General features: G+C 65.5%; 13 protein-coding genes, 1 tRNA gene and 1 pseudogene. 7 read left to right on the top strand and 8 right to left on the bottom strand.

The window, feature by feature from the left end; genetic code table 11:
• Nucleotides 1–4: 4 nt before the first annotated feature.
• On the bottom strand, nt 5–1,336 hold the full coding sequence (locus MET2598_RS0109645) for a DUF2382 domain-containing protein (RefSeq protein WP_018260681.1): 1,332 nt from the start codon (nt 1,334–1,336) through the stop codon (nt 5–7).
• Nucleotides 1,337–2,096: 760 nt separating this feature from the next.
• Here MET2598_RS0109645 and MET2598_RS0109640 point away from each other — a divergent pair.
• From MET2598_RS0109640 to MET2598_RS0109635, 3 genes and pseudogenes are all read left to right on the top strand, one after another.
• Entirely contained in the window at nt 2,097–2,852 is a 756-nt protein-coding gene (locus MET2598_RS0109640; protein WP_018260680.1) for a DUF72 domain-containing protein, read from the top strand.
• A gap of 157 nt (nt 2,853–3,009) precedes the next feature.
• A pseudogene (locus tag MET2598_RS40905) lies at nt 3,010–3,274 on the top strand (FAD-binding protein); the annotation flags it as partial.
• A 322-nt stretch (nt 3,275–3,596) separates the two neighbouring features.
• Nucleotides 3,597–3,673: transfer RNA gene (locus tag MET2598_RS0109635), tRNA-Arg, on the top strand.
• Between the two features lie 413 nt (nt 3,674–4,086).
• Here the strand turns inward: MET2598_RS0109635 and MET2598_RS0109630 are convergent.
• Nucleotides 4,087–4,455: a PRC-barrel domain-containing protein gene (locus tag MET2598_RS0109630; RefSeq protein WP_012332651.1), complete on the bottom strand. Its 369-nt coding sequence runs from the start codon at nt 4,453–4,455 to the stop codon at nt 4,087–4,089.
• A gap of 333 nt (nt 4,456–4,788) precedes the next feature.
• Between MET2598_RS0109630 and MET2598_RS38915 the strand changes: the two genes are divergently transcribed.
• Nucleotides 4,789–5,739, top strand: a complete 951-nt coding sequence (locus tag MET2598_RS38915) for a hypothetical protein (RefSeq protein WP_084673805.1) — start codon at nt 4,789–4,791, stop codon at nt 5,737–5,739.
• On the opposite strand, the gene MET2598_RS0109615 is transcribed toward MET2598_RS38915, so the two are convergent.
• Both MET2598_RS0109615 and MET2598_RS0109610 read right to left on the bottom strand, forming a co-directional pair.
• Nucleotides 5,670–6,662, bottom strand: a complete 993-nt coding sequence (locus MET2598_RS0109615) for a mechanosensitive ion channel family protein (protein WP_018260678.1) — start codon at nt 6,660–6,662, stop codon at nt 5,670–5,672. The genes MET2598_RS38915 and MET2598_RS0109615 overlap by 70 nt on opposite strands.
• 13 nt (nt 6,663–6,675) lie before the next feature.
• On the bottom strand, nt 6,676–8,925 hold the full coding sequence (locus tag MET2598_RS0109610; protein ID WP_018260677.1) for a cation:proton antiporter domain-containing protein: 2,250 nt from the start codon (nt 8,923–8,925) through the stop codon (nt 6,676–6,678).
• 609 nt (nt 8,926–9,534) lie between these two features.
• Here MET2598_RS0109610 and MET2598_RS0109605 point away from each other — a divergent pair.
• Nucleotides 9,535–9,786 carry a hypothetical protein gene (locus tag MET2598_RS0109605; protein WP_026190622.1) on the top strand — a complete coding sequence of 84 codons (252 nt, stop codon included), beginning with the start codon at nt 9,535–9,537 and terminating at the stop codon, nt 9,784–9,786.
• A gap of 88 nt (nt 9,787–9,874) precedes the next feature.
• Here MET2598_RS0109605 and MET2598_RS0109600 read toward each other — a convergent pair whose 3' ends face one another.
• Nucleotides 9,875–10,921: a GGDEF domain-containing protein gene (locus tag MET2598_RS0109600; RefSeq protein WP_026190621.1), complete on the bottom strand. Its 1,047-nt coding sequence runs from the start codon at nt 10,919–10,921 to the stop codon at nt 9,875–9,877.
• A 597-nt stretch (nt 10,922–11,518) separates the two neighbouring features.
• Here MET2598_RS0109600 and MET2598_RS0109590 point away from each other — a divergent pair.
• Nucleotides 11,519–11,881 carry a response regulator transcription factor gene (locus tag MET2598_RS0109590; protein WP_012332656.1) on the top strand — a complete coding sequence of 121 codons (363 nt, stop codon included), beginning with the start codon at nt 11,519–11,521 and terminating at the stop codon, nt 11,879–11,881.
• A gap of 779 nt (nt 11,882–12,660) precedes the next feature.
• Here MET2598_RS0109590 and MET2598_RS0109585 read toward each other — a convergent pair.
• On the bottom strand, nt 12,661–12,840 hold the full coding sequence (locus tag MET2598_RS0109585) for a hypothetical protein (protein ID WP_012332657.1): 180 nt from the start codon (nt 12,838–12,840) through the stop codon (nt 12,661–12,663).
• Nucleotides 12,841–13,055: 215 nt separating this feature from the next.
• Here MET2598_RS0109585 and MET2598_RS0109580 point away from each other — a divergent pair, with 215 nt between their 5' ends.
• Nucleotides 13,056–13,334 (top strand): hypothetical protein, encoded by a 279-nt coding sequence (locus MET2598_RS0109580; RefSeq protein ID WP_018260673.1) that lies wholly within the window; start codon nt 13,056–13,058, stop codon nt 13,332–13,334.
• 21 nt (nt 13,335–13,355) lie between these two features.
• On the opposite strand, the gene MET2598_RS0109575 is transcribed toward MET2598_RS0109580, so the two are convergent.
• Together MET2598_RS0109575 and MET2598_RS42110 are read right to left on the bottom strand one after the other, a co-directional pair.
• Nucleotides 13,356–13,628 carry a PilZ domain-containing protein gene (locus tag MET2598_RS0109575; protein ID WP_012332659.1) on the bottom strand — a complete coding sequence of 91 codons (273 nt, stop codon included), beginning with the start codon at nt 13,626–13,628 and terminating at the stop codon, nt 13,356–13,358.
• Nucleotides 13,629–13,713: 85 nt separating this feature from the next.
• Complete coding sequence (locus MET2598_RS42110) at nt 13,714–14,055, bottom strand: hypothetical protein (RefSeq protein ID WP_198293008.1); 342 nt, start codon at nt 14,053–14,055, stop codon at nt 13,714–13,716.
• Nucleotides 14,056–14,178: the final 123 nt, after the last annotated feature.

Genomic DNA, 14,178 nt, shown 5'->3' with positions numbered 1-14,178 from the left:
CAGATTACTTGCTACTGTAAGCCAAGTTCGATCGCCCGTTGGCTGAGCGCTCTTTCGTATTCGAGATTTCGACCTCGTCGCGCCGCACTGTGTCTCTCACCGTTTCGATGCGCCGGGTGCGCTCGCGGCGGACGACGACCTCTTCTCGCACTTTGACACCTTTTCCGACGATGGGCAGTTCAGATGTCTCGATCATCTCGACAGTGAGTTCAGTCAACGCCTCACCCGTGACGGCATCGGTCGCTGGCCTACGCCGCTCAACCACAACCCTTTCGTCATAGAGCGCCACCTTCTGCTCAACCGGGCGCTCCACGACGTAGCGGTGGACCGTGGTAGTGCCGCTGTTCACCGTATGCTTGCCGACGATCAGCGTCTCTTCCGCGAGAGGAATGACTTCCTCCTCGTGGGTGGATTGCCGGGTCGAGGACGCTGGGGCAGTTGCCGAACGAGCCACGGAACGGCCCTGCGGGAAGCTCCACATCCCAAACATAGCATCCCAGAAAAGCGAGCCCGAGCTTAACGGCGCAGCGGCAATGCGCTGCGCGCCCTCCGCGGCAGTCCGGATGACCGTCCGGGAGTTCTCCTCGACGACCTCGGCCGCTTGCCTGACTTGCTCCGCGGCCTGTCGTGCTGCCGCCCTGGAGTTCCGCTCGCGGTCTGCAGCTTCTTTCTCCCTCGCTAGCACCTCTTCTGCCCGATCACGTTCCCGCCTTTGCTCGGCGCGGCGCTGTTCAGCCTCAACGCGCCTGGCTTCCTCGGCTTCAGCCTGGTCACGCTCCCGCTTTTGCTCTGCATGCCGCTGTTCAGCCTCAACGCGCCTGGCTTCGTCGGCTTCAGCCTGGTCACGTTCCCGCCTTTGCTCTGCACGCCGCTGTTCAGCCTCAACGCGCCTTGCCTCTTCGACTTCGGCCTTGCCGTCCTCGATCTTACCGGCGACGGTCTGCGCCTCCTCGTCGCTGAGCACCTTCAGAACTGCCGGGAGCAGCTCCTTCCGCTCATCACGCACGCTTTGCTGGAACACCTTTCTCAGCTCAGCAACTTTGGGGGCGAACTCCTCACTCCCCTTCGGCGTCTGTTCAAGCTCAGCCAGCAGCCTGCGGGTCTGCTTATTGTCGTTCAGAGCCTGAGCCACAAGCTCCCTGGTCTCTTTGTGCTTACGAAGGACAGGAAAAAGATGCTCTTCTTCAAGCTGAGCGGAGAGCTCCAATTCAGACTTAAGGTCAGCAAGCAAGCGCTCTCGCGTCTTAACCGCGTTCTCGGAGGTCTCTGCGAGCCTCGCAAGGAGTTCGTTTGCCTTGGCTGGACTAGTTTGAATCAGCTGTCTGATGGTGGTCATGCTTACCCTCGTGCAGGGTGGGACAAATGTCATCAACGCGGAACTCAAGCGGTGGCGAATCCACTCGGCCCTGAGTTTCTGGTGGTGCTTTCGAGGCGTTGAGCTGCAGGATCTTAGTCGCCTGTTGTCCGGCGCGTTGGTGCGCTCTCTTGATGTCGACGCAGGACGGACGACCGCGCTCGCGGCCCCGTGACAGCATGCGGTTTCATGCTGCACCGCAATGAGCAACGGCTCACGACACCCACCGGTTCCGGTAAAGTGCTCACTCGAACCATGGAAAAATTCGTTGTAGGTGATTTGCTGGGGTCCCGACGATATACACGCGATTTAATTGTGCCCGGTTCAGACGAGCCCGTCTGGTGCACCGCACATCCAAGCTGCGCTGCAATCCGGTCCACTGGAGCACAGCCACGCTCGGCGGCTGGCATGCGGGAATTGCGCCGGTGCGGCATCGCGCCAACGACCACGAGGTTGCCGACCTATCGGAGTGAACGGATGAGCGGTCGCGGACCGCAGGTCCGGAGAAGGCCGATCGGGACAGGCTCGACGCCGTTCTGTGTGCGATGATCGGGCTTCACTTGCGCCTTGCACGACGCGAGGCCAAGGTCATTATCGGTGACCGCGATGCGGGCCATATGATCGCACCGGCGACCTTAGACGTGTGCCATCGCCTCTTGGCTGCTGCAGCCTACGGCGTATCTACCGACGTCGACTGGGACCGGGTGGGGAACGCCGCGACAGCACGGCTGACTGGTAGGACATGGGATTGCTGAGCGTCACTGCTGTCGGGACAGCGGGCTGGAACGTGCCGAAGGCCTACACCGATCAATTTCCGGAATGCGGCAGCCATCTCGAGCGCTACGCACATCGCTTCAATGCGGTGGAGATCAACACCTCGTTCTACCGACCGCACCGTGTCGCAACTTACGAGCGGTGGGCCGCGGCCGTGCCCGAGCGATTCCGCTTTGCAGTGAAGGTCCCACGCGCGATCACGCACGAGCGGCGGCTGGAGAACGCCGACGAACCGCTCGCGCGCTTCCTTAATGAGGTGGCCGGGCTCGGGCCGAAGCTGGGCCCGCTTCTGCTGCAATTGCCGCCGAGCCTTCCCTTCCAGAGGGTGACGAGCAGCGACTTCCTGCAACGCCTCAGGCGTGCTGTTCCGGGAAACATCGTCTGCGAACCGCGGCATCCAAGCTGGTTCGCGCCAGACGTCGACGCGCTCTTGGCAGACCTGCTGATTGCCCGTGCTGCGGTTGATCCGGCACCAGTGCCTCTGGCGAGAGAGCCGGGCGGCTGGCGCGGCTTGGCTTATCATCGGCTGCACGGGTCTCCTCGGATCTACTACTCGGCCTATTCGCCGGGTGCGCTCGACGCGCTCGCGGAGCGTCTCGCGGCTGAAGCGAGGGACGGGGTTCCGAACTGGTGCATCTTCGACAACACGGCGGAATTTGCGGCCACGAGCAACGCACTCTCGACGCTGGAACGCCTGACGAGAGCTGCTGGGCAGCGGATGTGAAGCTCGTGCGGCTGCCAATCCTGCGCATCGGGGACGCCGGTCGCTTCCTTGTGCCCGCTCCTCCCGATCGCCAAAGCCGCCCTCGATCTTCGCCGCCCACAATGAGGTGCGCGCCGCGCCGGCACCCTCGCTGCAATGGCTTGCCGGCACACGAGAGGCACAAAGGATCGAGGCGGGTCCGTTCAAGGCACATCCGGCGACGGGGCATCACCTTCACCTACGGCGGCCTGGAGGTAGACGAGGCCGGCGCAGTGATCGCCGAGAACGGTGCGCCGATCCCCGGCCTTTACGCCTGCGGCGAGATCGTCGGCGGGGTGTTCTTCAACGGCTATCCGGGTGGCTCCGGCCTGACCTCCGGCGTCGTGTTCGGCCGGCGAGCTGGAGCCGGCGCAGCCGCTCAGACCGGCCGCGGAGCATCTTGAGCTCCACGGCGTGTCAGCCGGGCCGCGATAAGCCCGCTACTATCAATCCGGGCACGCGCCATGGCGTCGCCCGGGACGGCGTCCGGGAGGCAGCACTGCGGCACACCCGCGGTGCACGCGCCTCAACCGCGGCGCAATCCGTCCGCACCCGAGGCACAGCGCCGGCCCCTTCCTGCCCCTGCCTCCCCTCCCCGCGCACCCGACACGGCTCGACCGTGTGACCTTTGCCTGAGGAGCCGGCGCCCGATCCCCTTGAGCGGATTCACGTCCCTCTTCGCCGTTGCGCCGGCCCGCGTCATGCGCTAGTGAAGTGCCGCGGTCAGCACCCGTAGCTCAGCTGGATAGAGCGTTGCCCTCCGAAGGCAAAGGTCACACGTTCGAATCGTGTCGGGTGCGCCAACCTTTTCAAGAACTGAGTTCTCCCGCGATCCTCTCCTGTCCAATCGCTGTCCAATAAGGGCTCGTGAATGGCGGTGGAATCAGTCGTCACGAATCGCGGGTGTCAGGCCGCCTGACGCCACCGCTCGACGCGGTCGAGCCGGACACCGGCCCTTTTGGGGCACGCCTTGACCCCAACCGCCGAGGAGAGCGCACCAGCGGTGAAGGCTGAGCGCACGGCGCGGAGTCGGGTTGATCTGGCTCAGGCCCCACCCAGCGGCGCCTGACGTTCATGATACCGAAAGTGCCTGCGAGGAGCTCTCCGCGCGGGTGTATGGCGACCGATCAGCCACGTGGCCGCCCAGGTCGGAGCCACCTCGGGCGGAGACGCTCGCGTCACACGAGGATCAAGCGCAAGGCGATCTTACACGAACTTACAAGGGATACCTTATGTAGAACTCGGCGAGTTGCTCCCTCTGGTGCCCCGACAGGAGAGCCTCGTCACCACGAGCGAACTCGGGTGCGTTGCGCAGCTGCTCCTCCGTGATGTTCGTTTTGTAGCCGCCGAGCGCCGTGTCGTAATGCAGCTGTTCCCACGGGATCGTATGGGTCTCGGAACCCACGCCCAGGAAGCCACCGAATGTGGTGACGGCATAAGCGACATGGCCGCTGATCTTCTCGATTACGAGACGTTTGATCGTTCCGATCCGCTTCCCGCTGGCAGCGTGAACAGGGGTTCCCTCAATGCGGTCACTCTCAATGAGTGGGTGGCTGAGAGCCGATGAAGCGTCCGTCTCTGCCATGCGAACCCTCCCTTCGAGAACTCGGGGGCGCGATTCTAACCGAGGAGACGAACAGCTTCCAGGTCAACTCGCGCACCCTAAGTGCCTGCTGCGGCCAAGCTGATGCGGCTCGATGGATGGCGCGCAGGCTGACAGCCAGCCGTGACTTAACAGGAGCGCGTCTGATCCGAGTCCGGCGAGCGGAAGCGGCGTCGTTTGAGGATCTCGACAGAGCCTTTGACCGCGTGCCGGCCATGCGGCAGCACCCAACCCGTTGAGCGCCAGGGCTCTCCCGCTCAACCTCTAGTGCCGGGGCATGGAGGACAGCCATGGTGCAGTTCGGCCCCATCCTGAATTGGACCCGAGCGATACGCCGCCTTCACGCTGCGCGCGTCACTCAATTTCCCGCATGGCTCGCCTGAGGCGCAGCACGGCTTCAAGCTGTCGGGCGAGATCGTCGACCTTCTCTCCGAGGCGATCCCCGAACTGATCCCGGGTGCGCCCGACCTTGAGGGCGCGACGCAGCACAAGCGCAGCCTCAGGGTCTTCACGGCCTCCGACCACGGCGGGCGCGACGTCCATTACGGCATCCGCGAGCACGCCATGGGCGCGATGATGAACGGCATGGCGGCCCGCGGCGGCGTCGTGCCGGTGGGCGTCACCTCCCTCGTGTGCTCCGACTACCTGCGCCCGACCCTTCGCCTCGCCGCCATGATGGGGCTGCCGGTGCCCTTCGTGTTCACGCAGGATTCCATCGGCATCGGCCGCAACGGCCCCACGCACCGGCCGGTGGATTACCTCGCGTCCCTGCGCGCCATTCCCAACATGCTGGTGCTGCGCCCCGCCGATGCGGTTGAGGCGGCCGAGTGCTGGGAGATCGCCCTGAACCATCGTGCCGGGCCGTTCTCCCTGATCTTCTCGCGCCAGTCATGCACGCGATGCCGCGGCAGGGCACTGCGTTCGAGCCCGCGTAAGGGCCGACATCGCGGACAGGAGGCCGGACCGACTCCCGAGCGGGAGCGACGCCCGAGGGAGGGAGGAGAAGACGGCGCCGATTTTGCAGCAGCGGCCTCGCGTCGGCTGCGGTTTCAACCGAGCCGCCCCGCACCCAGCCGACCCCATCAAGTGCCGCACGAGCACGGAGAGACCGCAGGCAACCGAAAGCGTCGAACGCTCTGGATCGAGCTGCCGCCCATTGACCCCTTAGAGAACACAATCGGTCAGCCGGAATCCTTTCATCGAGCGCTCGGGCCGCGACCCGGCTCTGCGCGGACGCTCAGCACCGGTGCACCCACCAGTTCATAGGCCGTTGTCGCAATCCCGATTCCACCTTCTTCGAAGCGATCCAGGATCTCGCGGCTCATCGCGCTCTTCAGCTCTCTCACCCCATGCGTGCGCGTCAGAAAGCGCACAGTGACTTCGAGCCAGCTGTTCGTCAGGCGCAGGTAGATCCTCGGCTCCACGCCAGCATTCGGGAGATCGTAGCGGCGCTGCAGCTCTGCCGCATCCTCCGCACCGAGATCGGTGACCCGGTCCACGTGCTTGTGCACGGACTCCAGCAGGATCTCCTCCGCTCTTTGCCGATCGGCGCCGTAGCGGATCGGAACCGTCATCTCCTCCCAAATGTACGGGAATTCCCGCGTGTAGTTGTAGATCGGCTCGTCGAACACCTTCGCGTTCGACACCGTAACCACCCGCCCGGTGTACTGCCGAGAGTGCACCCATGTTGACGATGGGCCAGTCGATGCCGAGGTAACCGAGGCGGGCTCGCCCATCTCCAAGATCGTTGTCTGCATGAACGAGAGTGCCAACACGTCTCCGCGCACGCCTCCCATGACGATCCGGTCCCCCAGGTTGAAGGTCCCGCCCTGCAGAATGACCACGTAGCCCGCCACCGCCGTGATGACCTGCTGGAGCGCGAAGGCGAGCCCTGCGGTGACCAAGCCGAGAGCCGTGGCGAGGCGCGCCGGATCATCAAACCAGATCGAGAGAACGCCCAGCAGCAGGAATGCCGCTACGGCGACATGGACGCCTTGGCGCAGCCAGAAGGCCGTGCGCTTGTCCCGGACGTGATGGCCGACCCGACCAGCGACCCAACGCAATCCTCGGCCCAGCAGCACCACCACCGCGACGAAGGCCAGAGTGAGGAGCAGCCGCCGTCCGTTCTCGGGCGTGACGCCGATCAGGGTGACGCCGAACACGTGTAGGGCTGTGCCCGAACCGGCCATCGCGCCGTCCGTCTCAGTTCGCCACGAACAGGATGGAGCGGTCCGACGCCTCGAGGATGGTGTCGGCCACGCGGCCGAGTTGAAGGACCTCGCCGGGCCGGCGTGCCACCCCCAGGACCACGAGAGTGTGCCGACCGAGACGAGCCTGCCGCAGCACCGCGTCACCGGGCGTGATCGCGTTCTTGGCGAGGGTGCGAAGGGCAACACCGTAATGGTCCGCCATGGTCACCGCCTCCTTGAGAACAGCGTCGCCTCCCCGTCGCAGGCTCGCCCAGCGTCTCAGTCGCGGGCGCCCGGGCCGCTTGCCCGCGCCTTCCTCATCCGGAACATAGAGCACCGTTACGGATGCACTCGCGGCATGTGCGAGCGTCAGCGCGACGTCGAGGCCCCGGCGGGAGATGTCCGTTCCGTTGATCGGGACCAGGATGTCGAGCGGCCCATCCTCGGGATGGCTGACGTGCGGTCCGCGCGCGGCCACGATGGCCAGAGGGCCCGCGAAGCTGCCTGCGACGGTCGACACGGCCGCATTGAACCCGCCGCCCGGCCCGGTGGTCGGCTCGATGCCCACCACCAGGAGGTCGTAGCCCTTCGCCGCCTCCTGGGTCACAGCCTCCTCGAGCGGCGCCCCTGGCTGCTGCTCCAGCACGTCGAGCCCCGGCGCGACCTCCTCGTTCTGCCGGGCGAGCCGGGCCTGCACGACCTCGGCCGCGCCGCGCACGACCCTTTCGAGACCTGGCTCCCGTGCGGCTTCCTCCGCCGCCGTTCCGAGCCGGATCACCGTGACGGGCATGCTGCGTGCGCCGGCAATCAGGCCGGCAAGCCGGGAGGCGAAGCGACCCTTGGCGGTCTGGTCGGCGACGACGAGGAGGCGCTCGAGATTGGCCACGAAGCCGCGCTCCCCGAACTCTTCCCGTGCGAGCCGCGTGCGCTCGGCCTCGTCGAGTGGGAGCCGGGCAAGAGCCCAGCGCAGCATCGGCGGCATGGCCAGCGTGGTGATCACCGCCATCGCCACGATCATCGTGAACAGGTTCTGGGACAACGCCCCGATCGACAGCCCGATGGTCGCGACGATCACCTCGGTTGAGCCGCGCGCATTCATGCCGCAGGCCAGCGCGAGCGACTCGGGCGGACGCAGGCCCCCGAAAACACCGCCCGCGAAGGCGCCAGCGAATTTTCCCAGGCTGGCGACCGCCACCAGCCCGGCGGTCAGGAGCAGGAGGTGCGGGTCGCGCAGGATGGTCAGATCCGCACTCAGTCCGGCAAGCCCGAAGAAGACCGGTGCGAACAGGGCCGTGATCAAGCCGCGGAGCTGCTCGTCGATCTGCCGGGTGAGGATCGGCGACTGGCCGACCAGGAGACCCGCCATGAAGGCGCCGAGCACCGTGTGCACGCCGATGGCGTGGGTGGCGAGGGCCATCAGGCCCATGATGATCAGGATGGTGGTGATGACCGCCGCCTCGCTGACCAGGGTGTCGTTGGCCCAGCGGATTGCCAGGAAGACGAACCGCCGTCCGAGCGTGAAGCTCAGGGCCAGGAACAGCGCCGTTCCGGTCAGGCTCTGGGCGAGGCTCCAGACCTCGACCCGCCCGTGCAGGGCGAGGCTGAAGGTGATGGCGATGATCACCCAGCCGATGGTGTCGTCGATGATGGCCGAGGCGACGATCACCTGCCCGACCTTGCGGCGCAGGAAGCCCATCTCGCGCACCACCATGGCGACGATCTTGACCGAGGAGATCGAGAGCGAGGTGCCGAGGAACAGGGAGGTGACGAGGCGAAGCTCCGGCTTGGGGAGGAGGGAGGCCGGCAGGAACTCGCCAAGGGCGAAGCCGAGCGCGAAGGGAATGGCGACGCCGGTGACGGAGACGCTGATCGCGGCACGCCGGACCCGGCGCACGAGAGCGAGGTCGGTCTCCATGCCGGTCATGAGGAGCAGGAGCAGGATGCCGAGTTGAGCCACACCGCCGAGCATCGCCTTCTGCTCGGGGCCGGGTGGGAACAAGCCGTGCTGCAGGTCGGGCAGGAGGGCTCCGAAGACGGACGGTCCCAGAAGGATGCCGGCCATCAGCTGGCCCATGACGCTCGGCTGACCGATGCGCTGCATGAGTTCGCCCAAGAGACGACCGGCCGCGAGGAGGACGACGATCTGAGCGACGAACAGGAGTTCGGAGGGATGGCCAGCCGCGCCGCCATCAGCAGCGAGGACGGTCAGCGGCCATCCCGCCAGCAGGCCGACAACTCCGATTGCCAACGTCGCCACCCGCATGTGCACCCGCTCCACGTCTCAGCGGGCACCAACGTGCGAGAGGCCAGATCGGGACAGGGAATCTGCTTCTCGTGTTCTCCGCCGGCTTCGCGACAGCTCACGCTGATGGCCAAGGCTGGGGCAAGACGCGCGGCTCGGCCGACGCCGCGGAAGGGCCGAGATGCGCCACTTTCGGATTTTCGATCAGAGCCGCCGGAACGGCCGCTCGACGCTCCATAGCGGCAATTCGAATTCGGCGTGAGCCTCCATGGCGGTCCCGCCGAGTCGCATCAGGCGGGCGCATGGAACCAGCGTCACAGATCTCCGTGGCTGATGGTGGGCGGCTCGCTGTGGCTCCGACCCCTGATGACCAAAGGCCCGTTCGGGGAGCCTTGGTCTGGCCTCGCTCCCGAGCCGCGGCAGAGGCCAGACCAAGGCCCGGGCGGTCGTGGCGTTAGAAGCCGACGATGTAACCCATGATGATCGCGCTCGGCGCGCTTGGCAGCGCTCGCTCCATGTTGCGCAGCAGCAAATACTGATCACGTAAAATACGACTTGACAGCGCCACGAGCACAATGAAGCCTGTCAGTGGGAAGCCAGGATCTTTCGCCCAACGAGGCGAGGCATCGAATGACGTGCCGCTGTGACTGCTCGCAACCGCGCGAGGAGAACAAAATTGCTGTGCTCAATTATCGAGCGTACCTGATCGACGCCGGTGATCACATCTTCGGCGTCAAGCTCTTGGACGCAGATGATGACGTCGAAGCGTTGTTCAAGGCGCGCGCCCTCAACGTCGGCTGCGCCGTAGAGATCTGGGACCGCACGCGGCGCGTGATCAGGCTTCGGCAGCGATACGCCAAGGTCAGCACACCCACGATCTAGCCGCAATCCGTCAGCACGCCTGGCCTGCACCGCTTGACGGGTGGGCGGAAGGTCTGTGGGTGCGCTCCACCCCGCAGATCGTGAGTCGTCAGGCGAGGCAGATGCGATCCCGGCCCTGGCCCTTGGCCGCGTACAGGGCCGCGTCGGCCCGCTCGATGAGCGCGCCCTGCGCCTCGCCCGGCCGGGCTTGCGCCAGCCCGCCCGACAGCGTCAGCGCGCCGATGTCCCGCCCCGTCTCGCGCTTGATCAGCCGCTTGCCGCGCAGCCGCTCGCAGATCTGCTCGGCCACCGTCAGCCCGCTCTCGGCATCCACGTCGCTCAGGATCAGCGCGAACTCCTCGCCGCCGTAGCGGGCCACGAAGTCGCGCCCCTTCACATTGTCGGTGAGCAGGCGCGCCACCAGCCGCAGGACCTGATCGCCCGTGCGGTGGCCGTGCGCGTCGTTGAACAGCTTGAAGTGGTCCACGTCCAACAGGACGAGGCAGAACGGGCCGGCGCCCTCCGCCTTGGCCTGGGCAAGCTGGCGACGCAGGCGCGCGGTGAAGGCGCGCCGGTTGGCGATCCCGGTCAGGGCGTCGACGCTCGCCTCCTGGCGCACGCTGGCGAGGTTGCGCTGCAGCTTGCCGATCCGCTCGCCTGCCTGACGCAGCTCGCCTTCCAGCTCGGCGTTGCGGGCGCTGACGCGGGCGGTCTCGCGGGTGAGCAGGGCCACGGACTGCATCAGCATCGCGGCCGAGGGAGCGGCGCCGAGGCGATCGTTGCAGGCACTCAGGACCGAGCCGTAGGTGGCCAGGGCCTGCGCGCTGCCGGACAGGGCCGCGGCGAGCCGGCCCGCCTCGCTCTCCAGGGCCTCGGCCCCGTCATGCACCGCGTCGAGATCGATCTCCGGCAGAGGCGGGGAGCTCCCGTGCTGTGCCAGGGATCGAACACGCGCCAAGAGCGGCCCGAGATCCGCGTCCGGGAGCGCGCGGCTGTGATGGCGGAACAGCAGTTCGAACCCGGCAGGGCTCGGGTGGAGACCGTGCTCGCGAATGGTGTCGAGTGTCGTGGCCACGAGGGCCTGAAGGTAGGACCAGAGCCCATCCTGCTGTGGGGTGGACGCGCGGGTGGACACGCGTTGGGCGGATGTCGGCATGGGGCGATGCTTCCGTTCAGCGATCGCTGTCGAGCGGGCCGAACCCGATGAGGTTGCGGTACATGATCCCTGCTGAGAAATGCCCGTCAGCTCTTAAATCAAAGTTGCTCTTGACGGCTCGTCGAGAGCTGAATTGGACTAGTCCGCAACGCGCTACAGAGCGAGGTGGGATGGATTAGGTCAAGTGGGGTAGAGAACGCCATCGCCGCGACCAGGGCTGCATGCGCTGCGAGCGGGGTCCAGCGGCTGAGGCTTGCGTGCGCACGAGGTAGTCCGGAAGGTCGGCCGCGAGCTGGCAGCCGGCAGGAGACCCCCGTGCGCCCCTCGTGGCGGGCCGCACGGCCAAGGAGACCGGCCGGGCCCTCGCCATCCGCCCGCGGGCGGCAGCGGCTTACCAAGCCGAGAGCATGGAGAAGAGGCAGGCCGGCCGCCTGTCCGAGCTGGTGCGCCGGGCCGTTCTGAGCGGGCTGGAGCGAGCCTTGAGAGACATCAATTTGGAGTCAGGGTTGGGCCGGTAGATTGCCCCTTGCGGACGGGGAGGATGGCCCAATCCGGCCCCAGACCCCAGACCCCAGACCGCAGGATCAGGAGCTGGTCATGCCCATCTTCATCGCGGACGATGATCCTGCTGTCCTGAGCTCCCTGCAGTTCCTGCTCGAGAGCGAGGGCTACGCGGTCGCGGCTTTCGGCAGCGGGGCGGCGTTGCTCTCGGCCTTCCCCGGCCCGGCGCCGGGCTGCGTGATCCTGGACGTCATGATGCCTGGCCTGAGCGGGCTCGATGTGCTGCGCCGGCTGCGTGAGCTGGACGTGCACGCGCCGATCCTCCTGACCACCGGCCATCCGGACCCGAGCATCCGCGAGCGGGCGCGGGAGGCCGGGGTCCCCCTGCTCGAGAAGGGGCTCTCGTCGGAAGCGCTGCTCGCGGTTCTGGCGCGCACGCGCGAGGTGGGCTCTGCCTGAGAGGGCCATTCCCGGAGCCTGCCCGCCCAGAAACCCTGCGGACACGGCGACGTGCGAATCGCACGTGATGTCAAGCTCGTCCTCACCCAAAGTGGTGGGAGTCTTCTGGACTATTCTATTGTATGCCGAGTCTATGCGCGAAATTCTCAATATTTGACTGAATATATTGCGTGTTGCTGACTCTCACTCTCGCTCTGCATGCTTCCATTGTCATGCCATAATACAAATCTCCGCTAGACTTATAAGAAGCACATTGCATGTGTGGTATCATAAAATTGAATCCCGCGTATATTGATGATAAAATTATCAAAATGACTCCAATCTTGATGTATTTCGGCACATACTGGAAAGCAGATGGATTTTTTGTCGCTTTGCTCGCGCCAAAGGTGTTCTGCTTCATCACCGCGTCATTTTCTGCGTGCCTTCCCGAGACAGCTCTTTCGAGCCGTGCTCGAGGGATCGATCCGTGCTGGCGCATCTCTATGCTCTCAACCTGAAGCCGACTGATACTGACTATCTCAGTTTAAAATTCTACTAGTTTGCAAAACGTAAATATACCGAATTGATCAGCAAATTTTGACCGGAGCCGCCGAAGCGGCGGCACCGAACTTCAGCACTACCTTCGAAGATAACGAATCCGAGTTCCTCATCAAATTTGGATCGAGGCCCATGCACATGGCTGTGCTCTCAACATCCGTATTTCGGCGCCCGCCCCCGCGTCCACGGCAGCCGCTCCTTGAGCTTGGATCGAGGAAGCCGGCCGCGACGTGGGGGCGAGATCAGAAGCTGGAGGCCAGCTTCGTCAGGAGCAGGAACCCAGCCGCCACGATCGCCAACACGATCGCGACGCCCGCGAACATCAGGTCGCTGTAGCCGGTACATAGCGGGTAGCCGAGCGCGTCCGGCACTTTGCACGGCAGCGAACCGAGATCCTGCAGCAGCTTCTCAAGCTTCGTCATCGCGCACCTCGACCTGCCTCCCTGACGAGGGACGGATCGCCCCCGCCCGCAGTCTTGATCCCATCCGGCACAGATACGTTCGTCGCCCTCTAGTTCGCGTTCTGGTACTTGGTCGGTCCTGCGCTCATGGTGTCATCACACAGAGTAACAACTCGTTACTGGTCCCGTCCCTCTCCTGCTTGAGGTGCAATCAACCTCGCAGGACGTGTAAATCTATGGCCGGGACGGTGACCTCCCGAAACGAGGATAGGAGGGCGGCCGAGCGCGCGCCGAGGTTCCCGCAAGGCCGGGTGCTGCTGCCCGGCGTTGAGCCGGTCAAGTGCCTCGTCCGGGACAGAACGACAACGGGGGCCAAGCTCGGCCTCGCGGCGGAGGTCGCGCTGCCCCTCGCCTTCAAGCTGCTGCTGATTGAGGAAGATGGGGAGTTCCCGGTCGAGGAGCGCTGGCGGCGCGGAGACTGGGTCGGCGTCCAATTTCGCCCGAGCAGCCCGTGACAGGATCGGTGCGCTGGCCGGCTAATCGTTCAGGACCTCGGGAGCGTCCCGCTTCTCCACGAACGAAACCCCGACGTGGGTCCCGTCCTGCCAGATCTTTCTGACGGGACGGGACCTGGGTTCCTGGCCGATCCTCAATTCGAAGCGCCGCGCGACCTCCGTGTGGCGAGGAAGCTCGAGCGTGGCACCCGTGCGGGAGAGGCCGGTGATCACGCAGGCCAGGGTGCCTTCGAGGAGGCAGACAGCACCGGGCAGCCGGGTGCGGGCGCGGGGGGACGTGCGTCGCTCGAACATGCCAACCGGTGTGGCGGCAATCCCTTAAGGTACTATCAAAACGACCCTCGACGGCGGCCGCGCTCAAGGTGCTCAAGCTTGACGTTCACAGGTCTATGTTCAGTGTACTCACTATCGCACGATGCGGAGCCGAGCGGCCGTCTCCGCCGCCAACGGGAAAGGTTTCGGTGTTCCTGATGATCGCGGGCGCCTGCAGTGTCGCGAGCTGAGCGATCGTGTTCGCCCACACCAGGGTCGCCGCAACTGCCCCGCAGGCTGTGGACCTCACAGGCGACGCCTCCGCCCCCGGGCTCATCCTGTCGCGCCAGACGTACTTGGCCAAGCTGAATCGACTGCGCGGCCACCAGGCCTTCCGCTTCGCCTCGACCTGCAGGATGACTCTACCGGTCAACGTCGAGCGGAAGTTGAAGCGGCCCGTGATGCCCACGTCCCGGCCCATCCTCTGAGTAGGTGGTGTCATACGACATCCGGTTGATGGCTTCGCCATCTCCTATTTCGGCAATGCGGATGCCGGCTCCGCTCAGGCGCCGCGCGGCCTAGGCCATGATAC

This window comes from Methylobacterium sp. WSM2598 (assembly GCF_000379105.1).
Lineage (GTDB): Bacteria > Pseudomonadota > Alphaproteobacteria > Rhizobiales > Beijerinckiaceae > Methylobacterium.
Note: the sequence above shows the minus strand (reverse complement) of the source record. Positions and strands in the feature narration are given on the sequence as shown.